Raw genomic sequence first — 23209 nt, forward strand, 5'->3', positions numbered from 1 at the left:
CCGCGATGCAATCGGACGATCCGCTCGCCAACGACCGCACCCAGTTCATGCCGCGCCCCGGTGGCCGTGGCCCGCAACCGGCCGCGCCGGGGCCTGCGCAAGCTGCGCCGCCGCCACCCCTGAACGTGCCGGCCGAACCACTGGCGCCTGGGCAGGCGGCGGGCCTGAACCCGCTGGAGCAAGCGGCCGGTCCATTGCTGGCGCTGCTCACGCGCCTGCGCAACACCATCGCCCATCCGGCCCCGGCCAGCCTGCGTGCGCAACTGCTGGCCTACCTGCGCCAGTTCGAAGAGCGCGCCGAGGCCGCCGGGGTGCCGCGCAACGAGGTGCTGCTGGCGCGCTATGCCTTGTGCACCGCGCTCGACGAGGCGGTACTGAGCACGCCCTGGGGCAGCGCCAGTGACTGGGGCAAGCAGAGCCTGCTGATCACCGTGCACAACGAGGCCTGGGGCGGCGAGAAGGTGTTCCAGCTGATGGAGCATTGCCTGCAGAGCCCGCGTGAACGCCTGCATCTGCTGGAGTTGCTGTACCTGTGCACCAGCCTCGGCTTCGAAGGCCGTTACCGGGTGATGAACGGTGGCCGCGCCCAGCTCGAAGCCTTGCGCGAGCGCACCGCCGCGACTATCCGCAGCGCCCGTGGCGAGTTCGAGCGCGAGCTGTCACCGCACTGGCGCGGTGTCACCGTGGCCCGCGATCGCCTGGCGCAGTTCGTGCCGCCCTGGGTCGGCCTGGCAGTGGCCCTGGCGTTGTTGCTGCTGGTGCTGTTCGGCCTGCGCCTGAAGCTGGCGGCCGACGCCGAGCCGGTGTTCCGCGGCATTCATGCCCTGGGCGAGATCCCGGTGCAGGCCATGGATCGTCCGGTGGTGCAGCCCAAGCCCGTGGAGCGTCCGCGCCTGGCCGGTTTCCTTGCCGAAGACATCAAGGCCGGGCGGGTCGCCGTGCAGGACGCGGTGGACCGTTCGGTGGTGACCATCCGTGGCGACGAACTGTTCGCCTCGGCCAGCGCCAGCATCAAGGGTGACTTCGAGCCGTTGATGCTGCGCATCGCCGAAGCCGTGGCGAAAGTGAAAGGCAACGTGAAAGTCACCGGCCACAGCGACAACCAGCGCATCGCCACGCTGCGCTTCCCGTCCAACTGGGCGTTGTCCCAGGCCCGCGCCGAAGAGGTGAAGAATATCCTCGCCGCCCGCACCGGCCAGCCCGAGCGCTTCACCGCGCAGGGCCTGAGCGACACCGAACCGCTGGCGTCGAACGACAGCGCGCAAGGCCGGGCGAAGAATCGCCGGGTTGAAATCACCGTTCTGGCGGAGGGCGTCGAGTGAAGGCGTTTTTCAGTTTTGTCATTCGCTGGGTGATTCCGCTGCTGGGCCTGCTGGCCCTGAGCCTGATCATCTGGTTCCTCGGCCCGTTGCTGGACATGCTGGTGCCGGCCGCCCCGCGCCTGGTGCTGATCGGCCTTTTGTTCACGGTGTGGATCGCCTACCGCGTGTGGCGCATCGTCCAGGCCCGCCGTCAGGCGGCCAAGGTCATGCAGAGCCTGGCCGCAGAGACCGCGCCGGACCCCGCCAGCGTGGCCACCGCCGAAGAGTTGGCGACCCTGCGCCAACGCATGGACGAAGCCCTGGTGCTGCTGAAGAGGGCACGCCTGGGCGGCGACGAGCGACGCAACCTGTATGAACTGCCGTGGTACGTGATCATCGGCCCGCCCGGCTCGGGCAAGACCACTGCGTTGGTCAATTCCGGCCTGCACTTCCCGCTGGCGGCGCAGCTGGGCGAAGGCGCCATCCGTGGTGTTGGCGGGACGCGCAACTGCGACTGGTGGTTCACCGACCAGGCCGTGCTGCTGGACACCGCCGGCCGCTACACCACCCAGGACAGCCATGCCCAGGTGGACAAGGCGGCCTGGTTGGGCTTCCTCGACCTGCTCAAGAGCCAACGCTCACGCCGCCCCATCGACGGCGCGTTCATCGCCATCAGCCTGTCCGACCTGCTGCTGGGCAGTGACGCCGAGCGTGCCGCGCACGCGGCGGCGATCCGTACCCGCATCCAGGAACTGTACAGCCAGCTGGGGGTGCGCTTCCCGATCTACCTGATGCTGACCAAGCTCGACCTGGTGCCCGGGTTCATGGAGTTCTTCGACACCCTGAGCAAGGAGGAGCGCGCCCAGGTGTGGGGCATGACCTTCCCGCTCGACGATGGCCAGCAAGGCGACGGGGCGCTGGCGCTGTTCGGCGGCGAGTTCGCCTTGCTGGAGCAGCGCCTGAACCAACGCCTGGTCGAGCGCCTGCAGCAGGAGCGCGATCCGGCGCGGCGCGACCTGGTCTACGGCTTCGTCCAGCAGTTCGCCGCCTTGCGCGGCAACCTGAAAACCTTCCTCGACGGCATCTTCAAACCCAACGCCTTCGAAGAGCGCGCCCTGCTGCGCGGTGTGTACTTCACCAGCGGTACCCAGGAAGGCAGCCCCATCGACCGCCTGATCGGCAGCATGGCCCAGAGCATGGGCCTGGACCGTGCCCACCTGGCGCGACAGAACGGCACCGGGCGCAGCTACTTCATCGAGAAGCTGTTCAGCGCCGTGGCCTTCGCCGAGCGCGGCCTGGTCGGCAGCAACCCGAAGGTCGAGCAGCGGCGCAAGTGGATCGCCCGTGGCGCCCTGGCCCTGAGCGTGGCCCTGGTGCTGGTGGTCGGTACCCTGTGGACCCTGAGCTATCGTGCCAACCAGCAATACATCGCCGAGGTCGACAGCCGCCTCAAACCACTGGGCAAGAGCGTGCAGGAGCTGAGCCCGGCGCAGCGCAACGTGGTCGAGGTGCTGCCGCTGCTCAATGGCGTGCGCCGCCTGGCCGAAGATCCGCCCGGCTGGGCCGAGGGCCTGGGGTTGTACCAGGGCGACATGCTCGAAGGCGAGTCGGACAGCGTCTACCGCAAGCTGCTGATCGCCATCTTCGCCCCGCGCCTGGTCACCCGTATCGAGGAGCAGCTGTACGCCGGTGGTCCGTCGGACTACCTCTACGAGGGGCTCAAGGCCTACCTGATGCTGGCCGACGGCGAACACTACGATGCCGAGTTCATCAAGGCCTGGGTCACCCTGGACTGGGAGCGCAGCCTGCCGCGCGACCTGGCGCCGGACCTGCGCCAGGCCCTGGAGCAGCACCTGGCGGCGCTGTTCGACAAGCGTCCGCCGAACGCCCGCCTGGACCAGCGCCTGATCGACGACACCCGTCGCCAGCTGCAGCAACTGCCGGTGGCCCAACGGGTCTACGACCGGGTCAAGCGCCAGAAGCTGCCCGCCGGGGTCAGCGACTTCCGGGTCAGCGATGCCGCCGGGCGTGACGCCGCGCTGGTGTTCCGCTTCAAGGACGGCAAGCCATTGAGCGAGCCGCTGCCGGGTATCTTCACCGTCGAGGGTTACCGCAAGGCCTTCCTCGCCGCCAGCCTGGCCCACAGCGAGACCTTGGCCGAGGAGCGCTGGGTGCTGGGCCGCGAGGCCAGCGAGTCGGCCGATGCCAAGCGCCTGGCCGACGATGTGCTGCAGCTGTACTACCAGGACTACATCCGCCATTGGGATGCCTTGCTGGCCGACCTGGACTTCGTGCCGATCACCAGTGTCGGCCAGGCCGCCGATGTGCTGCGGGTGCTGTCCGGGCCGACATCGCCGATGAAGAAGCTGCTGCAGGCGGTCGCCAAGGAGACCAACCTGGCTCAGCCGACCACCCTCGACAAGGTCCAGGCCAAAGCCGAGCAGGCCGGTGTCGATCAACTGCGCCAACGCTTGGGCGGCCTGCTCGGCGATGCGCCGCTGCCCAGCGACAACCCGGCCGCCCGTGAGGTGGACCCGGTCACCGCGCACTTCGCCGAGCTGGCCGGCCTGGTGGAAACCGGCGAAGGCCAGCCTGCGGCCATCGATGGCCTGCTTACCGACCTCAACGCCCTGTACGTGCAGGTCAGCGCCATGGTCGGCGCCAGCGGCGACGCGCTGCTGGGCGAGGCCAAGAACCAGGCCCAGGCCGCGGCGCAGCGTGTTGCCCTGGGGGCCGCGCGTCAGCCGAAGGTGGTGCAGAACCTGGTGAGCTCGGTGCTTGGCTCGACCCACAACCTGGTCATGGGTGGGGTGCGCAACCAGCTCAACGCCGCCTGGACCAGCGAAGTGGTCAATGTCTACCGTCAGTCCCTCAGCGGCCGCTACCCGTTGGTGGCCGGCAGTTCGCGGGATGCGACCCTGGAAGACTTCGGCCTGTTCTTCGGCGTCGGCGGGGTCATGGACAACTACTTCCGCAAGTACCTGCAACCCTACGTCAACACGTCGAGCACGCCCTGGAGCTGGCAGCCCGGCGCGGCGCAGAAGCTGGGAATCAACAGCAACGTGCTGTACACCTTCCAGCGCGCGGCGAGCATCCGCGACGCGTTCTTCCGCAACAGCAACGGCGTGCAGCCGGGGGTGCGCTTCGAGCTCAAGCCGGTGGCGATGGACGCGACCATCACCCAGTTCCTGCTGGACCTCGACGGCCAGCAGGTGAGCTACGACCACGGCCCGAGCCGGCCGGTGGCGTTGCAGTGGCCGAACCCCAACAGCATCGGCGTGGTGCGCCTGTCGATCTCGCCGCCCTCGGCCTCCGGCCGTTCGGGGCTGACCGTGGAAGGGCCGTGGGCCTGGTTCCGCCTGCTTGACCAGTCCGACCTGGTGGCCGGCGGCTCGCCGGAGCGCTTCAACCTGCGCCTGCGCGTCGACGGCGCCAGCGTGTCCTACGAGCTGCGTGCCAGCAGCGCCTTCAACCCGTTCCGCAGCCGAGTGCTCAGCGGTTTCAGCCTGCCGGAGCATCTGTGAACGACGTGGGTTTCTACGGAAAGCTGGCCTGCCGCGGCGACTTTGTCAGCCGCGGCCTGCCGCACGGTTTCATCCAGCCCTGGGACCAGTGGCTGGCGGCGGGGATCCAGGCGAGCCAGCAGGCCCTGGGCGAGCGCTGGCTCGAGGCCTATCTGGTGAGCCCCTTGTGGCGTTTCGCCCTGGCGCCGGGGCTTTGCGGGCCCGAGGGGGTGGTCGGGGTGCTGATGCCGAGCATCGACCGGGTGGGGCGGTACTTCCCGCTGACCGTGGCCCAGGTGCTGGAGCCGGGGGAGCCGCTGGCGCCTTTGGTGGCCGGGGCCGAGGAATGGTTCGAGGTGGTCGAGGAGACCTTGCTGGCGACGCTTGAGCCAGGCGCTGCCTTTGAGGATTTCGAGGCTGCCTTGCAGCCATTTCGCGGCGCGAGGCCACTTGTGCAAGAGCCGCGTGCGACGGTGGGCGGGCTGCAGCGGTTGGATGCGACCACGCCGCAGGGGCGCGCACTGGCCTTGGCCGAATGCGCCTGCGAAGGCATGAGCCTTTGGTGGGGCAAGGGTTCCGAACGGATCGCCCCGGGGTTGATGCGCTGCGCGGGCTTGCCGCGCAGCGAGGATTTCGCCGGTTTTCTATTGGGTAGCGAGGCGCGGATCGGATGACCGGCATGCAGTACACAGCGGCCAGCTACAGCCATGTCGGCATGGTGCGCAAGATCAACGAGGACGCCTGCCTGGAGTTGACCTGGGCAGGCCTGTGGGCGGTGGCCGACGGCATGGGCGGACATGCGGCGGGCGATTATGTCAGCAGCCTGGCCATGGACAGCCTGCGCAGCTTGCCGATGCTCGACTCGCTCGACGACTTCAGCGGCGAGGTGCGCGACGGCCTGGCCTGGGTCAACGGCATCGTGCGCGAGGAAACCGCGCGCCGTGGCGTGGCGATGATGGGCAGCACGGTGGTGGTGCTGGCGGCGCGTGGCGACCAGGCGATTGGCCTGTGGGCCGGCGACAGCCGCCTGTACCGCCTGCGCGACGGCCGCATCGAGCGCCTGAGCCACGACCATAGCTATGTCCAGGAGCTGCAGGACAGCGGCCTGCTCAACGAAGCCGAAGCCCGTGTGCATCCTCGCGGCAACATCGTCACCCGCGCCATCGGCGTCGAGGACCACCTCGAGCTGCAGGCCGTCGCCTTGCAGGTGCAGCCCGGCGACACCTACCTGCTGTGCAGCGACGGCCTGAACAAGACCGCCGAAGACCACGAGATCGCCGAGGTGCTCGGCCACGCCGATCCTTATGAGGTGGTGCGCAGCCTCGTACACCTGGGGCTGACCCGCGGCGCCCCCGACAACATCACCGCCGTCGTCGTGAAGGCCAGCTGAAGACCCCCATGGACATGCAGATTCCCGGATTCGACATCGACAGCGAGCTTGGCCAAGGCGCCATGGCCAGCGTGTACCTCGCCACCCAGCGCTCCCTGGAGCGCAAGGTGGCGCTGAAGATCATGGCGGCGAGCCTGGCCGCCGACCCGACCTTCTGCGAGCGCTTCCTGCGCGAGGGTCGCACCCTGGCGCGGCTGGCGCACCCGAACATCGCCACCATCCATGACATCGGCAATGTCGGCGAGTTGTACTACATGGCCATGGAGTACCTGCCCAGCGGCACGCTGAAGGAGCGGATAGCCGAGGGGCTGACGCCCGAGCAGGGCCTCGTCTACGTGCGCCAGATCGCCCAGGCGTTGGGTTATGCCCACGCCCAGGGCCTGGTGCACCGCGACGTCAAGCCCGCCAACATCCTGTTCCGCGCCGATGGCACCGCGGTGCTATCGGACTTCGGCATCGCCAAGTCGCTGGATGACCGCACCCAGTTCACCCAGGCCGGTTTCGCCGTCGGCACGCCGAGCTACATGAGCCCGGAACAGGCACGCGGCATGGACATCGACGGGCGCGCCGACCTGTATGCACTGGGTGTGGTGCTGTACGAAATCCTCGTCGGCAAGCTGCCGTACAATGGCACCGATGCGCTGTCCACGGCGCTGGCGCACCTGACCGAGCCGCTGCCGGAACTGCCCATCGAACATGGCCGCTACCAGGACATCCTGCGCGGTCTGCTGGCCAAGGATCCCAACGAGCGCTTCGCCGACGCGGCGGCGTTGCTGGCCGCGCTGGATCGCCTGACGGTCCAGGCGCCGGTCGAGGAAAACGACAGCACCCTGGTCCGTCCGCTGCCGATCCCGCCACCAGCCACCCCGCAACCGGTGTCCATCGACATTCCGCAGGCCCGCCCTGTGGCCGAGCCTGCCCGGCGGTCCGAACCCAAGCCAGCGCCCGCTGTGAAGCCTGCCTCGAACAAGCCGGCCAAGGCCGTGCTGGCGGTGGCGATAGCGGCGGCGCTGGGTCTGGGGGGCGCGTTCTTCTGGTTGCTCGGCGGCAGTGACGCGCCCGCGCCTGAAGCGCCGGTGGTGCAGGCGCCCGCCGACAGCGTGGCCCCCACCGAACCCAAAGTCACGCCGGTGGCCGCCTCGGACGACGGCCGTCCACTGCTGATGCCCGGCAAGAAGACCCTGTTCCAGCGTGTGCTGACCAAGCCCAACGCCCAGCTGGTGGCTCAGCCTGGCGATGTCGCGGGCGAGGCACTGCCAGCTTTCTCCGTGCTCTATGTCTACCAGCGCAAGGACGTCGGCGGCCAGGCCTGGGTCCAGGTCGGCGCCGCCAGCGACGGCCAGCGCGAGGGTTGGCTGCCGGCGGCGCAGACCAGCGACTGGAAACAGAGCCTGGTGCTCAAGTTCACCGAACGCTCGGGGCGCTCGCCGGTGATGTTCATGCGCCAGGTGGACGATGTGCAGCATCTGCTCGACGACACCGCCCAAGCCCGCGACAGCCTGCTCAAGGCGCAGAACAACCCCGACCAGGTGCCCCAGGTCATGGCCCTGGAACCGGCGGCCAGCGCCGTGCCGCAGAACCAGTTCTACCTGATGCCGATCTTCGACTACCGCGAAAGCTTCGACGCCGGCGGCCAGCCGGTGCAATTGCTCAACATCGCCTCCATCGACCCCGGTGCCAGCGCCCGCGACAGCGCGCCCAAGGCGGCCGGCGTCGCGGCGGTCGGCGACAACAGCTTCCGTACCGGCATCGTCCTGGTGGTGGACACTTCGGTGTCCATGCAGCCGTACATCGATCGGGTGCGCCAGGTGGTCAGCGAGCTGCAGCAGCAACTGGCGGCCCGTGGCGAGCTGGACAGCGTCAGCTTCGGCTTGGTCGGCTTTCGCAACAGTGTCAAGCGTACCCCGGGCCTGGAGTACCTGAGCAAGACCCTGGTCAGCCTCGAGCAGGGCCGCGATCCGGCGCGTTTCCTCAAGGCCGCCTCGCAGGTCAAGGCCACCAGCGTCTCCAGCCACTCGTTCAACGAGGACGCCTTCGCCGGCGTGATGCAGGCGGTCGAGGGCATGGACTGGTCCGGCTACGGCGGGCGCCTGATCCTGCTGGTCAGCGATGCCGGCGCGCTGCGCAAGAACGACCCGTTCAGCAGCACCCAGATGAACGAAGCCGAAGTGCGCCAGGCCGCCCTGAGCAAGCAGATCAAGATCTACGCCCTGCACCTGCGCACCCCCGCCGGGCTCAAGAACCACGGCGCGGCCGAGACCCAGTACCGTGTGCTCACCGCCGACAGCAACCCGCAGATCGGCGACCTCTACGTCAGCGTGCCGGGCGGTGAAGTCGGTGCCTTCGGCGACCGCGTGCGCGAGATCGGCTCGACCTTTGCCGACCTGGTGCACCAGGTGCGCAACCAGCAACCGCAACCCGTGCCGCTGCTGACCTCGGCCTCGAGCCTGGCGGCCAAGTCGCAGGCCATCGGCTACGCCATGCACATGGACTTCCTTGGCCGCCACGGCGCCAGCCAGGCGCCGCAACTGGTCAGCGCCTGGACCGCCGACCGCGACCTGACCAACCCGATGCTGCCGACCCTGCAGGTGTGCGTGATGCTGACCAAGCTGCAGCTCAACGACTTGCAGCAGTCGCTCAAGCTGATCGTCGATGCCGCGCGCAAGACCCGCAGCTCGCCAGGCGACTTCTTCAACGAGATCGCCAGCGCCAGTGCCTACATGAGCCGCGACCCCGGCGCGTTGCGCAAGGGCGCCAACCTGGCCCAGGGCGGTGTGCTCGGCGAATACCTCGACGGCCTGCCGTACCGCAGCAAGTCCCTGAGCATGACCCAGGACCTGTGGCTGTCGCTGTCGGTGGCCGAGCAGGAAGACTTCATCGACGAACTGGACTCGAAGATCCGCCTGTACGAGACCTTCCACAACGACATGGCCAACTGGGTGCGCTTCGGCAAGGCCGAACCGGGCGACGCCCTGTACCGTGTCCCGCTGTCGACGCTGCCGTGATGATCCGCCTGGACGGAGTGCGCAAGACACGCGGGCAGGGTGCCCAGCGCTACAGCCTGCAGATCGACCGGCTGCACCTGGCGGTGGGCGAGCGGGTGGCGCTGGTCGGCCCCAGCGGCTGCGGCAAGAGCACCTTGCTCGACCTTCTGGCGCTGGTGCTGGCGCCGGATGCGGCAGAGGGCTTCGTCCTCGGCGGCGAGGATGTCGCCGGGCTGTGGCGCGGCCGGCAGCTCGACCGTTTGGCCAACTGGCGCAGCCGCCACCTCGGCTACGTGCTGCAGGCGGGTGGGCTGCTGGGTTTTCTCGATGTGCGCGGCAATATCTCTCTGCCGCGCCAGTTGCTGGGGCTCGGCGATGACGGCAGTGTCGAGCGCCTGGCCGAGGCGCTGGATGTACACGACCAGCTGGGTAAGAAACCCGCCACCCTGTCTCTCGGCCAGCGCCAGCGGGTCAGCTGTGCCCGTGCCCTGGCCCATGCCCCGACGCTGCTTCTGGCTGATGAACCGACCGCCTCGCTCGACCCGGTCAACGCCGAGCGGGTGATGCAGCTGTTGCTGTGCGAGGCCGAAGCGCGGCAGGTGACCTGTGTGGTCGCCACCCACGACGAGGCCCTGGCCCGCCACGCCGGGTTGACAGTGCTGCGCATGGCCTGCCGGCGCGAAGCCGATGGCGGCGTCACGGCGTGCCTGGAGCGGGCGGCCTGATGCGCCCGCTGCTGATCGCCGGGCTGGCCTGGCAGGACTACCGCAACGATGCGCGGCTGTCGGCGTGCGCCGTGCTCGCGCTGGTGGCGGTGATCGCGCCGCTGCTGGTGCTGTTCGGCCTCAAGTTCGGCCTGGTCGGCAGCCTGACCGAGCGTCTGCAGCGCGATCCTGGTGTGCGCGAGATCATCCCGCTGGGCGGTGGGCGCTTGCGTGCCGAATTCATCGCGGAGCTGGCCCAGCACCCACGAGTGGCCTTCGCCATCCCGCGGACCCGGCAGATCGCTGCCACCGCCGAGCTGTTGCTGCCGGTTCATGGACGTGGCCTGACGGTCGAGATGCTGCCCACTGCCGAGGGCGATCCCTTGCTGGCGCAGGTCTCTCCCCCGGACGGCCTGCAACAGGTGGTGCTGAGCTTTACCGCTGCGGAAAAACTCGGTGCCAAGGCCGGGGACGAACTGCAGGCCAGCTTCAGTCGCCAGCAGGCCGGGCAGATGCAATGGCGACGCACAAGCCTGCAGGTCAGCAGCGTGCTGCCCTTGGCGGCGTTCGAGCGCGATGGCCTGTTTGCCTCGCTGCAACTGCTCGAAGCCGTCGAGGATTACCGCGATGGCCGCGCCGTGGCTGCGCTGGGCTGGCAGGGGGAGGCGCAAGGCAGCGGGGCACAGCGGGTGTACCCGGCCTTCCGCCTGTATGCCCGCGAACTGAGCGATGTCGAGCCGCTGCGCCAGTTTTTCGCCGAACGCAAGCTGCTGGTCTCGACCCAGGCCGCGCAGATCGCCCAGGTGCAATCGCTCAGCCGCAATCTTGACCTGGTGTTCTGGATCATCGCCAGCCTGGCTGTGGCCGGCGCCGTAGCGGCCATCGCCGCAGGCGCAGTGGCGGCGGTCGAGCGCAAGCAGCGTGAACTGGCAGTGCTGCGTCTGCTGGGCTTCGGCACTGCTGCGCTGCTGTTGTTCGTGGTGCTCCAGGCACTCTACAGCGGGCTGCTGGCCGCCGCCGTGGCAGGGCTGTTGTACCTGCTCGCCGAACACGGCCTGAACCGACTTTTCATGCAGGTGCCCGGCGAGTTCGCCAGCCACCTGCTGCCCATGCACTACCTCGTTGCGTTGTGTGCCGTGCTGCTGGCCAGCACCGCCGCCGCCGCCCTGGGCGGCTGGCGGGTGGCGCGCATCGAGGCTTGCCAAGGAATACGTGATGTCTGATCGCCGCCTCGGGGCTGCCGCCCTGCTCCTGACCGCTTTGAGCCTGGGCGCCTGTTCCCCGGCCGATGGCGACGACAAGGCCAAGCCAGTTGCCCAGGCGCAGCCGGGGACTGAAAGCAAGTTCGACAACCCCAAACCGTTGCCGGGCGATGTCAGCCTGCCGCTGCCCTGTGGCGGTGAGCTGGTGCTGCGCAGTGTCTATGTGCTGGCCCAGGGCAGCCTCGACGACCGCGAGGTCAACCTCGGCTACCCGTTCAGCGAAGGCGAGGCCGGCTACAAGCAGTCGTTCATCTCCGGTTACCGGCGCGACTTCATCAACGGCCAGTTCAGCCTGCAGGACCTGGCGCCACAGTGGCAGAAGGCCGTCGGCCCGAGCCTGCCCAAGGTCGAGAAAGGCAGCCCGCTCACGCCGATGATGTACTTCATCGGCAAGTACGAAGTGACCGCCCGCCAATACGCCCAGGTGATGGCCCAGGCGCCGTCGCTGGCCGGCGGCGACGCGGCACCGGCCTGCGAGGCGAACAACGACGCGGCGGGGCGCCTGCCCAAGGTAAAACTGTCGCGCTTCGAGGCCGAACGCTTCGCCGCCGTCTACAGCGCCTGGCTGATGAAGCACCACCGCGACCTGCTGCCGGTCAGCGGCCGAGGCAGCAAGGCCGAGGATGGTGGCGTGGGCTTCGTGCGCCTGCCCACCGAGGTGGAATGGGAGTTTGCCGCCCGTGGCGGTTCGGCGGTCAGCCGCCAGGAGCTGGAAGGGCGGTTGTTCCCGCGCAAGGTCGAAGGCGCCGACAGCGAGGGGCCGCTGGCTGACTTCGCGGTATTCAACCAGGTCGCCGGTGGCACCGGGCAGGCGGCGCGGCTGATGCCGATCGGCAGCAAACAGCCTAACCCGCTGGGCTTGTTCGACGTGATCGGCAACGCCGCCGAGATGGTCCAGGAGTCGTTCCAGCTGGTCAACGCCGGGCGCCTGCAGGGTGCCTACGGCGGCTTCGTGGTCAAGGGCGGCAACTACCTCGAAGGCGAGGGCACCTTGTTCACCGGCATGCGCCGCGAGTATCCGCTGTTCGGCGCCGACGGTACCGAGCAACGCAACGAGACCACCGGTTTCCGCGTGGCCATCGGCGCCTTGTCGGCGCCGCGCTCGCGCTACCAGGAACTGTTCGAGCAGTGGCAGAAGGAGGGGCGCCTGGCCGGCCTGACCGACGACATCGACGCCGCCCAGGACCCGACCAAGCGCCTGGACAGCATCATCGCCGCCGCCACCGACCCGCGCCAGCAGGCCGAGCTGGGGCTGGTCAACGAAGAGCTCAAGCGCAACGTGTCGTTGATCGCCCGCCAGCGCGAGGAAGCGGCCGGCAACCTGATCCAGTCCGCCGCCCTGGTGGCCGAGACCGTCAACAACTACAACATCCGCCTGACCAACCTGCAGAACACCCAGGCCAAGGCCGAGGCTGCCGGCGACCAGACCAGCGCGCGCATGTACGGCGCCGCCATCGCCAATGGCCGCGCCGCCCTCGACGGCGCCGTGGCGATCTACATCGACAACCTGGCCAGTGGCACGCGCTACACCGACGCGGTGATCCAGGCGCAGTTCCAGCGGGTCAAGGAAGAGCTCAATCGCAAGCCGGTGCTGGGCAACAGCCTGGTCACCCGCGCCACCCTGTTCGTCCGCCACGTCGGGGAGTACCGCCAGAACCGGCGGGCCGATCCGGCGACGATCCTCAAGGAGCTGCTGGCATCGGCCGCCCCGCGACCCTAAGGACAGTTCCCATAGAAAGGACTCCCGGGTGGCACGAAGCCCCCGGTCACCCAGAAACCCAAGAAGAGAAACCAGACCATGTTCACCCGCAAACCCCTGATCACCGCATCCCAGGCCCGTACCGCACTGCTGCTGGCAGCCGGTTTCAGCACCGTGCTGTTGAGCGGTTGCGCCAGCTCGCCGGCGTCCAAGGTTGGCGCCACGACCAAGGTCGAGTACTACCCCAACTGCTACGAGCCGGTGCAGCACTTGCGCTCCACCGACGGTGACATGACCCGCTCGGTCGCCACCGGCGCGCTGCTCGGCGCGGTCGGCGGTGCCCTCACCGGTGCCCTGGTCGACAAGGAAAACCGCGGCCGCAATGCCGCCATCGGTGCCGCTGGCGGCGCGTTGGTTGGCGGCGCGGCCGGTTACTACACCGAGCGCCAGAAACAGATCAGCGACGACAAGCAGCGCATCGCCTCGTACGCCACCGACATCGACAAGAGCGCGGCCGACATGGACCGCACCACGGCCTACGCCAAGTCGTCGCAGAGCTGCTACCAGCGCGAGTTCGCCAGCCTGATCCAGAACCGCAAGGCTGGCCGCATCAACGACACCGAGGGCCGCAAGCGCCTGGCCGAGATCGTCGCCGGCCTGCAGGAGTCGAACAACCTGCTGACCACCGTGAACGGGCGTTTGGGTGAGAACCTGAACAACTACACCCAGGCCTACGAGCAGGACCTCAAGCAGGTGGGCGTGCAGCGCACCGAAGTGGTCGCCGTGGCCGAGCCGCCGAAGGTGGCGACCACCGGCAAGAAGAAGGATGTGAAGAAGGTCCAGCCGGCCAAGACCAACACCAAGGTGCCACAGGAAGCGGTGGCCACCGAGAAGACCCTGCAGAACGCCAACGGCAAGAAAGCCGAGGCCCAGCAGGTGGCCAAGGCGGGCGCCGACCAGGTCAACGCCATGTGCCGCAACCCGGACATGGGTGATTGGGCGCCGGTGCCGTGCCCGAACGTGTGATCCGTTGAGGCTGCTTGCATGACCTGTAGGCGCGGGGCAAGCCCACGCCTGCAGGTCATGCGACTTGGCCAGGCTTTGTGCAAGGAAACCTATTCGTGACAGATCTTCTGGTCAATTCCCTGGCCAACAACTCCCAGTTTCTTGCCCGTCAGCGTATCCAGGCGCGGATCAACCTGCCGCAGATGTTCGCCGCCATCGACGCCGACCCGCGTATCGTCGGTGCCGGTGTGGTTTACATCGACGCCGAATACAACATTGTCACCCTGCGTGAGTTTCAGCCGATCTGCAGCATCCGCCCCAAGCGCGTGATCCTGCGCGAGATCAAGAAGTACCAGACACCTGACCAGTACACCCAGCAGTTGCAGCACAATCCGCGCGAGTCGCGGGTGGTCAAGGAGGCGGTCAACACGACCCTTTCCTGTGCGGGCGCTGTGATCGGCTGGTTCGTGGTGTTCAGTGGCACCATTGCCGCGCCCTTTTCCGGTGGTACCAGCCTGGTACTGACCTATGTCGGTGGCGCCGCCGCCACCGCCAGCAGCATCCAGTGCGGCATCGGTGTAATGCGCACGGTGCGTGAAGTGACCAACCCAGCGGCTAACGATGCCCTCGATGAGAACCAGTGGTACCAGGCCGCCTCGATGGTGCTCGATGGCGTCTCGTTGCTGGGTGTCGGCGCGTCGGGCCTGAGCACGTTGAAGTACCTGCAAGTACACAAGGCCGCCACGGGTCGCAGCTGGCTGGAGTTGTCCAAGAGCCTCAGCCGCCAGCAGCGCAAGGCGCTGACCGACGAGCTGCTGTCGATCAAGCACCCGAGCCTGACGGCCAGGCAGATCAAGTTGCAGCAGGCGGCAGGGACCATGACCAAGCGCTACACCCCGACCGAGATAAGCCACGCCACGCAGACCCTGATGCGCGACTCGCTCGGCGCCACCTTCGGGTTGGCCGGGAGTGCCACGGTGCAGAGCATAGCCGTAGGGCTATACGAAGAGATCGAGTGATGATGAAGCCTGCGCAATTCCAGACTTTCATGCGCGGTTACTTCCCGACGTTCTTGCTGGGGTTTTTCATTTGCCTCCTGTCGGCGGCGTTGTCAGCGACTCTGTGGATCGACAGTCACTGGCGCAATCACCCGGATAACCCCTTGTTCACCATGATGTCCAGCGCGGTGCTGGTCTTGCTGCTGTGTTCCGGGCATTTCGCGATGGTCCGGGGCTTCACATGGGCAGTATGGGTGGTGCTCCCTGTACCGACTGTGGCCTTGCTGATGGCGTTGAGCCTGCTCGGTAGTGGAGTGAATGCCGTGTTGCTGGCAATCCTGCTGGCGCTGCCATTGCTCGCGCTGCTGGTATTCAACAGCCAGCGGCATCGAGAGATGCGGCGGCGGTTGGTGGAGCTGCGCAAGGTGCGGCGCTAGCGCAATGACGCTCAAGCCTTTTCTGAAGCGTTACTTCGGCGTATTCATCGGCGCCTATTTCTCGTCGATCATTGCCGTGTCCTGGACATTTGCGCTGGTGTGGAGCACGTATTGCCGGAACTGCCTGAAGGATGGCGCCTTTGCTTCGAGTCTGCTCCTGACGTTGGCAGTCTTCATGTTGGGCCATGGCGCTGTGGTTCGAGGGCGGACGTGGGGGGCCTGGCTCGTGGCCGGGATGTGCCTGGCCAGCATGGTGATCGCGTTGCCGGCCTATGGATATCGTCCCAACATGTTCATCTACGCGAGCTGCCTGCTGGCAGCGCTGGTAGCGTTGCTGTTGATCAATAGCAACAGGTACAGAGAAATGCGCGTTCTCCTGGCGCAGTACCGGGAGCAAAGGCGCAAGGCAAAGCCCTAGCCATCATCGCGGGTTGGCGCCGCGCACGGAGCTACAGTTCCGCCACCAGGGCTTCCAGTTGCTCCTGCCGCTCGGCCTGGTTGACCCGTGCCCCGGGATTGAGCGTCGACCACTGTGGATGCGCCCGCGCCTTGCGCAAGGCCTCGGGCAGCTTGCCTTCGCGCCAGCCTTTGTCCTCCGGCGCCGCGAGGCGGATGCTGTCCTGCGCCGCGTGCCCGCGTGCCTCCAGGGCCAGTATCAACTGTTGCTGACGCAGCGCCAGCAGGCGCAGCACGGCGTCATCCACCGTCAGCTCGCGCTGGCCCTTGAGCTTGCCCATCAGGCGCGAGCCATAGTTGCGCGCGGTCTGCAGCGCGCCGCCAGCAATGGCCCCGGCAAGCGCGGCGGCGCCCAGGGTCAGGCCGCCAACCAGCAGGTCGACGCCGGCACCTGCCGCCGCGCCCGCCGCCACGCCGCTGCCCAGGCGCACACCGAGCAGCTTCAGGGTCTCCGGATTGAACAGGTCGTCGCCCCAGCGCCCATCGAGCAGCGGCAAGTCGCCGGCATTGGCGTCCTCGCGACGGAACGCATACAGCTTGAGCAGCGCCTCGACACAGCGTTGCTCGCGCTGACGCACCGCCTGGCGTAGCGCTTCGATGGCCTGCGCCTCGGCGGCGGGCTCGGCCTCTACGCTGCGCCGGCAGGCAGCGCAGTCGAGCAGCAGCTCGGCGACCAAACGCTTGCCGCTGTGGCGACGGGCTTCGCGCTGGGCCTGCTGGTCATCGATCAGCCGTTGCAGGGCAGGGCGGGCCTCTTCCAGCAGCAGCGCCAGGCTTTCGTAGAGGCGGCGCTCGCCATCCTCGGGCGGGGCCACGCTGTCGAAACGCACCAGCGCATGCAGGCCCAGGCGCGCCAAGGCCTCGCGCCATTCGGGCTCGCGGTGCTGGTTGCTGGCAACGAAGTTGAGCACCGGCAACAGCGGTTTGCCGCAGCTGGCCAGCACCTCAAGCTCGTCGCGGTACTTGGCCAGCACCGGTTCGCGGGCGTCGATCACATACAGACCGGCATGGCTCGCCAGCAGCTGGCGCAGCACCTTGGCTTCCTGCTCGAAACGCTGGCGCGCCTCGCTGCCCTGGAGGAAACGCTCAAGGCGAGCGGGGCCGTCCAGGCGCTCGCCCGGGCGTTCGAGGCGCTCCAGGTAGTCGAGCAGGGCAATGGCGTCCTCCAGGCCGGGGGTGTCGTAGAGCTCGAGCAACGGTTCGCCGTCCACCGACAGGCGGGCGCCTTCGACATGGCGGGTGGTGCTGGGGCGGTGCGAGACCTCGCCGAAGCCGACGTCGCGGGTGAGGGTGCGCAGCAGCGAGGTCTTGCCGACGTTGGTGTGGCCGACCACGGCCAGTTTCAGCGGCTCAGTCATGGCCATGCTCCAGCCAGGTCAGGGGCGAGGTGTCGGCATGGGGCAGGCCCAGGCGGTCGAGGGCCTCGTGCCAGTCGCCCAGGCGTGCCGCGTCCAGGGCCTGGCCGGGCTGCGCCTGCAGCAGCCAGATACGCGTGGCGCCGGCGTTGCGCGCCAGCTCAGCGAGCAAGGCCAGGCTGCCACGGTCGGGCGAGCGGCGCGGGTCGCAAGCGATGGCCAGGCGCGCCGGGGGGAAACGGCTGAGTTGCTCGAGCAGCTTGTTGCGCGATTCGCGGCTGTCGAGCACGCCCGCATGGGTGACCGAGCGGGGCAGTGCGGGTGGCCAGGGGCGCTGGTCGTCCAGTTCCAGGCCGACCAGCAGCGCACCGCCACCGTCGCGTTCCAGTTGGCCGGCCTCGAAGCGGGGCAGGGTGTCGGGGGCTGCATCCTGCACGCCGAGGCGTTCGCTGCGCGGCATCAGGGCTTCGCGCAGTTGCGCGTAGCCTGGCAGATTGAGGTCCAGCGCCAGGCGCTCGCGGCCCTGGCGCCAGCGCCACAGGCACAGCGCGGCCAGCAGCATGCGGGGCAGCAGGCCATAGACCAGCACCACGCCGAGCAGCCAGCTGGCCCAGGCTTGGCGCGCCAGATCGAGTGCAGGCAGGGTGTCGCCGCTGGCGCGAATCATCGCCTCGTCGGGGACGGCGAAACCGAGCAGCGAGGGCAGGGCGCCAAGGGCCTGGGTCAGCGTGATGAAAGGTTCGGCGGCAAGCAGCGTGGTTTCCCAGACGAAGCCGTAGCGTCGCGTCGCCAGCAGCGCCAGGAGCATGCCCAGCGCCGCGAGCATTGCCAGCGACCACAGGCCATGCACCAGCAGGCCGAGCAGCCAGCGGTTCAGGCGCTGGCGCTGCAACAGCACCAGCAGCGCGGGAGCCAGTTGCGCGGCCTTGGCGTCACGGGCAAAACGCTCGCTTAGCCACAGCCACAGGCGGCCCAGCGCCGCGCCATGCTCACCGGCGAAGAAGAAACCCACGGCCCAGCCAAGCAGCAGCACGAGATTCAGCCCGAGCAGGCTGCCCAGGGCCCAGAACACGTTCACCGGCCGCTGGCCGTCGCCCAGGGCCGCCAGCCCCAGGCCGGCGCCACTGAACAGAGCCAGGACCATCAAGCTCAGCAATGCCAGCCGTGCGCCCTGCTTCCAGTGGCGCAGCGCCGCGTCCATGCCGTCGCGCTCGGCCAGCCACAGAGCGCGGGCCTCGATGCGCGTGGCCAGGTCGCCGCCCTGCTGGCGGGCGCGGCGGTTGGCCTCCTGGTCCTCCAGGGGCCCGGCGTGTTCCTCGCGCAGGCGTACCGCTTCGGTGAGCCAGCGCTTGTCGAGTGGAGTGGGTGCAGTCACAAGCTCTTCCATTGCACAGGTCTGGCCGCAAGCATAACCCACGCGCCCGATGCTATCCTCGCCGGCATGAATACATCACTCCCCCTCAGCCTGATCGCGGCGCTCGCCGAGAACCGTGTGATCGGCATCGACAACTCCATGCCCTGGCACCTGCCGGGGGATTTCAAGTACTTCAAGGCCACCACCCTGGGCAAGCCGATCATCATGGGGCGCAAGACCTGGGATTCGCTGGGCCGGCCATTGCCGGGGCGGCTGAACATCGTCGTCAGCCGTCAACCCGGGCTGCAACTGGCCGGCGCCGAGGTGTTCGCGTCGCTGGAGGCGGCGCTGGTGCGCGCCGAGCAGTGGGCGCGGGAGCAGGGCGTCGGGGAATTGATGCTGATCGGCGGTGCGCAGCTGTATGGGCAGGCGTTGGAGAAAGGGCTGGTGAGCCGGATGTACCTGACCCGGGTGGCGCTGTCGCCGCAGGGTGATGCCTGGTTCCCGGAGTTCGACCACGGGCAGTGGCAGTTGACCTCGAGCGACGCGCAGTCCGAAGCGGACAAGCCGGCCTATCACTTCGAAGTCTGGGACAAGGCTTGAGTGTGTTCGGGGCCGCTGATACGCGATAACTGCAATTGCGAACAAATATCATCTTCTGCTAGCGTTCGCTCCTCTTGAGACCCAGAGCCAGGATGTGCCGTGTCTTCGTGGAACAAGCAGATCGCCCGGTTGTTCACCGAGCACAAGAAGGCCCTGGAGGCGTTCGTCGCACGGCGCACCGGCAATAGCCAAGTGGCCGCCGACCTGACCCAGGAGTCCTTCCTGCGCCTGGCGCGGCTGCCTGCCGACAAGCAGATCGACAACCTGCCGGCCTTCCTCTTCACGATTGCCAGCAACCTGGTGCGCGATCACCAGCGCCAGGCCATTCGCCGCGAGCGGCTGGATGGCGGCGAGCCCAGCGACGAACTGGCCAGCGAAGCCCCCGGCGCCGACGACCAGTTGGCCGCGCAGCAGGAGCAGGCGCTGATGCAGGCGGCGATCCAGGCCCTGCCCGAGGCGACCCGGCACATCTTCCTGCTCTATCATGTCGACGGTTGCACCTACCGTGAGATCGCCGAGCGCATGAACGTCACGCCCCGCAGTGTCGAGTACCAGCTGCGCCGGGCATTGCTCGACTGCCGCGCCTTCATCCAGGCGCGGCTGGCCGGTGACGCGAGAGGGCAACGTCCATGAGCCGTCATCCCGAGAGTGCGACCGATCCCATGAGCGACCTGTCCGACAGCGAGCGCCTGTTCGCCGAAGCCACAGCCTGGTATTACCGTCTGCACGCCGATGACGTCACCCTGGACGAACGCCAGGCGTTCGCCGTGTGGCGCGCGCAGGGGGCGACGCATGCCAAGGCCTGGGAGGAAGTGCTCGACCTGTTGGGGGCTTTGCAGGGCCCGGCCAGGCGCCTGCGGGAAGACCAGCAGGCGGCTTGGCACTCCCCCCGACGCCGGATCTGGCCCAAGGTGGCAAGTGTTGCCGCGGCGGCGGTGCTGCTGGGTGTGCTGCTCGTCCAGACGCCCTGGCTCGACCGCTGGCGCGCCGATTACGCCACCGCCACGGGCGAGACGCGCAGCCTGCAGCTGGAGGATGGCTCGCGCATCCAGCTCAACACCGACAGCGCCTTACAGGTCGAGCTGGGGGCCACCGAGCGGCGTGTCCGGCTGTTGCGCGGCGAGGCCTGGTTCGAGGTGACCCGCGATATGGCCCGGCCTTTCGTGGTGCGTGCCGGTGAGGGCTGGGTGCGGGTAGTCGGTACGCGTTTCAGCGTGGCCGAGACGGGCGGGCAGACCCGTGTGCAACTGGCCCAGGGCAAGGTCGAAGTTCGCGCCGGCGCCGGCCAGGGGTTGTTCCTCGAGCCCGGGCAAGCCGTGGAGTACGCGGCAGGCGGGCCGGGTGCGGTGCATGGCTTCGAGCCCGCCCGCGCCTTCGCCTGGCGCGAGCGGCAACTGGTATTCAGCCAGCAGCCGCTGGGTGAGGTGGTGACCGAACTCAATCGCTACTGGCCCGGACAGACCCTGGTGCTGGGCGACGGCCTGCGCCAGCGCAAGGTCTCCGGCGTGTTCGACATCGACAAGCCGGACGCCGTGCTCAAGGCTTTGACCCATACCCTGGGCGTGCGTGCCGACCAGTACACACCGTACCTGCGCATCCTGCGCGAAGGCTGATTGAAAATATTTTCGGGGATTCCCGTCGCACCGACGTCCTTGATCTCGTAGGCGCAAATAATAAGCACTCTCAGACAGTGCCGCGCCAGTTGATCACTTTGACGCTTTCGGGGAGCCCCGTTGATGAAAACCACCGCCACTCGGGCCGTGCTCGGCCTGGCCATCGCGCTTGGCAGCGCCGCGCTGGCCGGACCCTTGCAGGCCCAGGCCGCCACGCAGGCTCAGGTCTACCGTTTCGACATACCGGCGCAGTCGCTGGACTCGGCCCTGGCGGCCTTCAGTGCGGTTACCCGGATCCAGGTGCTGGTACCCGGTGAGTTCACCCAGGGCCTGCGCTCGCCGGGCCTGAGTGGCAGTTATCCACAGGACCAGGCACTGGCCCGCCTGCTCCAGGGCACTGGCCTGAATGCCGCCTACATCGACAACGACAGCGTCACCCTGGAGCGCCAGCGCGCCGGGGGCGACGACGCGATGCAACTGGGCGCGGTGAAGATCGACAGCAGCCAGCTGGGCACCACCACCGAAGGCACCGGCTCCTACACCACTGGATCGCTGACCCTTGGCAAGGGTGAGCAGAAGCTCAAGGACATCCCGCAGTCGGTGTCGGTAATGACCCGCCAGCGCCTGGACGACCAGAACATGAACAGCCTGCAGGACGCCATGCGGCAGGTGACCGGTACCACGATCAAGAGCTACAACACCGGCTCCAACCTCAATGACGTTTACATGCGCGGCTTCCCGGTCGACCTGGTGCAGGTCGATGGCGTCACCCAGCCCACCGGGCAAGGCGACATGGCCACGGCGTTCGACCTGGCCATGTATGACCGTGTCGAAGTGCTGCGCGGGCCATCCGGCCTGTACCAGGGCGCGGGCGAGCCCGGTGGCACCATCAACCTGGTGCGCAAGCGCGCCTTGGGCAAGTTTACCCTGTCTGGTGAGCTGTCGGCGGGCACTTATGATCGCTACCACTCCACGGTTGACGTCACCGGGCCGCTGAACAGCGATGGCAGCCTGCGCGGGCGTTTCGTCACCGCCTACGAGAACAACCAGGCCTTTGTCGACTACGCCCAGAACGAGCGCCCGATGATGTACGGGCGCCTGGAGTACGACCTGTCGCCGGCCACCACCCTGACCCTGGGCGGCGCCTACCAGCGCAACAAGTCGGTGCCCGCGTTCGGTCTGCCGGCCTACGACAGCGGCAAGCTGCTCGACGTCAAGCGCTCGACCTACGTCGACGCGAAGTGGAACGAACTGGACGAGCGGGTCTGGGAAAGCTTCTTCGAGGTCGACCATGCGCTGGACGATGGTGGCCAGTTCAAGACCTCGCTGACCTATCGCGACGCCGAGGCACCCACGCGCAATTTCACCTGGACCGACGGCGCCGTGGACCCGGTGACCGGTGCCAGTTCCGCGGTGGCCTACAACTACTACACCCATATCAAGGCCCTGGGTCTGGACAGCTTCGTGACGCGGCCGTTCGAGGCGTTCGGGCGTACCCATGAGCTTACCGTGGGCGCCGACTACCAGCATGTGGACAAGGACTTTCGCTACGGTGGCCGGGAGTGGTTCGACATCAACGTGTTCGACCCGGGCAGCATCGACATCCCCAAGATCGACTACGCCATGGACAACGGCAACTCGTCCAAGTCGAACCAGTACGGACTGTATGCGCGCACCAAGGTCAGCGCCAACGACTGGCTGGACGTGATCCTCGGTAGCCGGGTGATCTGGTTCGACAGCGATGGCCACAATGCCAACCCGTTCTTCAACGAATTCTCCGACCCGCACACCAGTGTTCGCCGCAAGGTGATCCCCTACGGTGCGCTGGTCGCCAAGCTCACCCCCGAACTGTCGGCCTATGCCAGCTACACCACGGTGTACAAGCCGCAGACGCAGATGGCCGGCGGCGACAGCACGGTGGCGCCGCGCGAGGGCAAACAGTATGAGTTGGGCCTGAAGCGGGAGTTCTTCGACGGCCGCCTGAACGGCAGCGTGGCGGTGTTCCGCATCTACGACGAGAACCGCGCCCAGCAAATCGACCAGACGCCGTTCTACGAGGCCCAGGCCAAGGTGCGCAGCCAGGGTTGGGAAACCGAGCTGTCCGGCAACCTGACCGACAACTGGAGCGTCAGCACCGGCTACGCCTTCACCCGTCTGGAATCAGGGCGTCAGGCCGACTACCAGGGCATCAGCATCACGCCCAAGCACAACTTCAATGTGTGGACGCGCTATGCGTTCGCCGATGGGCCGCTGGAGGGGTTCAGTGTCGGAGGCGGCGTGCGGGTGGTCAGCTCCACCTACTACACGCGCAACAGCGTGGACTTCGTGCAGGGTGGCTACAGCGTCGCCACGGCGCAGGTGGGCTATCGCTTCAACAAGCACCTGTCGGCGACACTCACGGCCAACAACCTGTTCGACCGTGTGTATTACGAGCGTGTGGACAGTGCCTGGGGCTCGAACTTCTATGGCGAGCCGCGCAACCTGACGCTCAAGTTGCGCGCGACGTACTGAGCCTGGATCGCCGGGGGCGCAAAGCGCCCCCGAT

18 protein-coding genes are annotated in these 23209 nt (G+C 67.8%); 16 read left to right on the top strand and 2 right to left on the bottom strand.

All coding sequences use genetic code 11. The features are described from left to right. Positions 1 to 5: 5 nt before the first annotated feature. The 12 genes from DFS21_RS13735 (at position 6) to DFS21_RS13790 (ending at position 15701) form a co-directional block, all read left to right on the top strand. The gene (locus DFS21_RS13735; RefSeq protein ID WP_111532506.1) at positions 6 to 1322 is read left to right on the top strand and encodes a DotU family type VI secretion system protein; all 1317 of its coding nucleotides are present in this window, start codon (positions 6 to 8) and stop codon (positions 1320 to 1322) included. After that, a complete protein-coding gene (gene tssM / locus DFS21_RS13740) occupies positions 1319 to 4825 on the top strand; it encodes a type VI secretion system membrane subunit TssM (protein WP_111532507.1) in 3507 nt (1168 codons plus the stop codon). Before DFS21_RS13735 ends, tssM begins: the two co-directional genes overlap by 4 nt. After that, positions 4822 to 5478, top strand: coding sequence for a type VI secretion system-associated protein TagF (gene tagF, locus DFS21_RS13745; protein ID WP_111532508.1), 657 nt, complete (start codon positions 4822 to 4824; stop codon positions 5476 to 5478). Before tssM ends, tagF begins: the two co-directional genes overlap by 4 nt. Next, positions 5475 to 6194 (top strand): PP2C family serine/threonine-protein phosphatase, encoded by a 720-nt coding sequence (locus tag DFS21_RS13750; RefSeq protein ID WP_111532509.1) that lies wholly within the window; start codon positions 5475 to 5477, stop codon positions 6192 to 6194. The genes tagF and DFS21_RS13750 overlap by 4 nt, the downstream gene beginning before the upstream one ends. 8 nt (positions 6195 to 6202) lie before the next feature. Further along, complete coding sequence (locus tag DFS21_RS13755) at positions 6203 to 9199, top strand: serine/threonine-protein kinase (protein WP_111532510.1); 2997 nt, start codon at positions 6203 to 6205, stop codon at positions 9197 to 9199. Next, positions 9199 to 9903, top strand: coding sequence for an ABC transporter ATP-binding protein (locus DFS21_RS13760; RefSeq protein WP_110700244.1), 705 nt, complete (start codon positions 9199 to 9201; stop codon positions 9901 to 9903). The genes DFS21_RS13755 and DFS21_RS13760 overlap by 1 nt, the downstream gene beginning before the upstream one ends. Continuing rightward, a complete protein-coding gene (locus DFS21_RS13765) occupies positions 9903 to 11105 on the top strand; it encodes an FtsX-like permease family protein (protein WP_111532511.1) in 1203 nt (400 codons plus the stop codon). Before DFS21_RS13760 ends, DFS21_RS13765 begins: the two co-directional genes overlap by 1 nt. Beyond that, complete coding sequence (locus DFS21_RS13770; RefSeq protein WP_110700248.1) at positions 11098 to 12864, top strand: SUMF1/EgtB/PvdO family nonheme iron enzyme; 1767 nt, start codon at positions 11098 to 11100, stop codon at positions 12862 to 12864. The genes DFS21_RS13765 and DFS21_RS13770 overlap by 8 nt, the downstream gene beginning before the upstream one ends. Positions 12865 to 12942: 78 nt before the next feature. Beyond that, complete coding sequence (gene tagQ, locus DFS21_RS13775) at positions 12943 to 13869, top strand: type VI secretion system-associated lipoprotein TagQ (RefSeq protein ID WP_102681842.1); 927 nt, start codon at positions 12943 to 12945, stop codon at positions 13867 to 13869. Between the two features lie 95 nt (positions 13870 to 13964). Next, positions 13965 to 14867 (top strand): NAD synthetase, encoded by a 903-nt coding sequence (locus DFS21_RS13780; protein WP_046857471.1) that lies wholly within the window; start codon positions 13965 to 13967, stop codon positions 14865 to 14867. After that, positions 14867 to 15283 carry a hypothetical protein gene (locus DFS21_RS13785; RefSeq protein ID WP_111532512.1) on the top strand — a complete coding sequence of 139 codons (417 nt, stop codon included), beginning with the start codon at positions 14867 to 14869 and terminating at the stop codon, positions 15281 to 15283. Before DFS21_RS13780 ends, DFS21_RS13785 begins: the two co-directional genes overlap by 1 nt. Before the next feature lie 4 nt (positions 15284 to 15287). Next, on the top strand, positions 15288 to 15701 hold the full coding sequence (locus tag DFS21_RS13790) for a hypothetical protein (RefSeq protein WP_110700253.1): 414 nt from the start codon (positions 15288 to 15290) through the stop codon (positions 15699 to 15701). Between the two features lie 31 nt (positions 15702 to 15732). Here the strand turns inward: DFS21_RS13790 and DFS21_RS13795 are convergent, their stop codons facing one another. Continuing rightward, a complete protein-coding gene (locus DFS21_RS13795) occupies positions 15733 to 17097 on the bottom strand; it encodes a GTPase/DUF3482 domain-containing protein (protein ID WP_110700254.1) in 1365 nt (454 codons plus the stop codon). Next, the gene (locus tag DFS21_RS13800; protein ID WP_111532513.1) at positions 17090 to 18481 is read right to left on the bottom strand and encodes a DUF2868 domain-containing protein; all 1392 of its coding nucleotides are present in this window, start codon (positions 18479 to 18481) and stop codon (positions 17090 to 17092) included. The genes DFS21_RS13795 and DFS21_RS13800 overlap by 8 nt, the downstream gene beginning before the upstream one ends. A 54-nt stretch (positions 18482 to 18535) precedes the next feature. Here DFS21_RS13800 and DFS21_RS13805 point away from each other — a divergent pair, with 54 nt between their 5' ends. The 4 genes from DFS21_RS13805 to DFS21_RS13820 all read left to right on the top strand — a co-directional run bounded on the left by DFS21_RS13805 (position 18536) and on the right by DFS21_RS13820 (position 23175). Next, complete coding sequence (locus DFS21_RS13805) at positions 18536 to 19051, top strand: dihydrofolate reductase (RefSeq protein ID WP_110700258.1); 516 nt, start codon at positions 18536 to 18538, stop codon at positions 19049 to 19051. Positions 19052 to 19150: 99 nt separating this feature from the next. Then, positions 19151 to 19684: an RNA polymerase sigma factor gene (locus DFS21_RS13810; protein ID WP_110700260.1), complete on the top strand. Its 534-nt coding sequence runs from the start codon at positions 19151 to 19153 to the stop codon at positions 19682 to 19684. Continuing rightward, on the top strand, positions 19681 to 20664 hold the full coding sequence (locus tag DFS21_RS13815; RefSeq protein WP_250888391.1) for a FecR family protein: 984 nt from the start codon (positions 19681 to 19683) through the stop codon (positions 20662 to 20664). Before DFS21_RS13810 ends, DFS21_RS13815 begins: the two co-directional genes overlap by 4 nt. 120 nt (positions 20665 to 20784) lie before the next feature. Next, positions 20785 to 23175, top strand: coding sequence for a TonB-dependent siderophore receptor (locus DFS21_RS13820; protein ID WP_371926838.1), 2391 nt, complete (start codon positions 20785 to 20787; stop codon positions 23173 to 23175). The last annotated feature ends 34 nt before the right edge of the window (positions 23176 to 23209 follow it).

The sequence above is a fragment of the Pseudomonas sp. 2848 genome (genome assembly GCF_003253945.1).
Classification (GTDB): domain Bacteria; phylum Pseudomonadota; class Gammaproteobacteria; order Pseudomonadales; family Pseudomonadaceae; genus Aquipseudomonas.

Excerpts from the sequence above, each read along its gene's own strand:
- DFS21_RS13735 (WP_111532506.1), top strand. The coding sequence starts at position 6 with ATGCAATCGGACGATCCGCTCGCCAACGACCGCACCCAGTTCATGCCG.
- DFS21_RS13750 (WP_111532509.1), top strand. The coding sequence starts at position 5,475 with ATGACCGGCATGCAGTACACAGCGGCCAGCTACAGCCATGTCGGCATG.
- DFS21_RS13755 (WP_111532510.1), top strand. The coding sequence starts at position 6,203 with ATGGACATGCAGATTCCCGGATTCGACATCGACAGCGAGCTTGGCCAA.
- DFS21_RS13760 (WP_110700244.1), top strand. The coding sequence starts at position 9,199 with ATGATCCGCCTGGACGGAGTGCGCAAGACACGCGGGCAGGGTGCCCAG.
- DFS21_RS13765 (WP_111532511.1), top strand. The coding sequence starts at position 9,903 with ATGCGCCCGCTGCTGATCGCCGGGCTGGCCTGGCAGGACTACCGCAAC.
- DFS21_RS13770 (WP_110700248.1), top strand. The coding sequence starts at position 11,098 with ATGTCTGATCGCCGCCTCGGGGCTGCCGCCCTGCTCCTGACCGCTTTG.
- tagQ (WP_102681842.1), top strand. The coding sequence starts at position 12,943 with ATGTTCACCCGCAAACCCCTGATCACCGCATCCCAGGCCCGTACCGCA.
- DFS21_RS13785 (WP_111532512.1), top strand. The coding sequence starts at position 14,867 with ATGATGAAGCCTGCGCAATTCCAGACTTTCATGCGCGGTTACTTCCCG.
- DFS21_RS13790 (WP_110700253.1), top strand. The coding sequence starts at position 15,288 with ATGACGCTCAAGCCTTTTCTGAAGCGTTACTTCGGCGTATTCATCGGC.
- DFS21_RS13795 (WP_110700254.1), bottom strand. The coding sequence starts at position 17,097 with ATGACTGAGCCGCTGAAACTGGCCGTGGTCGGCCACACCAACGTCGGC.
- DFS21_RS13800 (WP_111532513.1), bottom strand. The coding sequence starts at position 18,481 with ATGGAAGAGCTTGTGACTGCACCCACTCCACTCGACAAGCGCTGGCTC.
- DFS21_RS13805 (WP_110700258.1), top strand. The coding sequence starts at position 18,536 with ATGAATACATCACTCCCCCTCAGCCTGATCGCGGCGCTCGCCGAGAAC.
- DFS21_RS13815 (WP_250888391.1), top strand. The coding sequence starts at position 19,681 with ATGAGCCGTCATCCCGAGAGTGCGACCGATCCCATGAGCGACCTGTCC.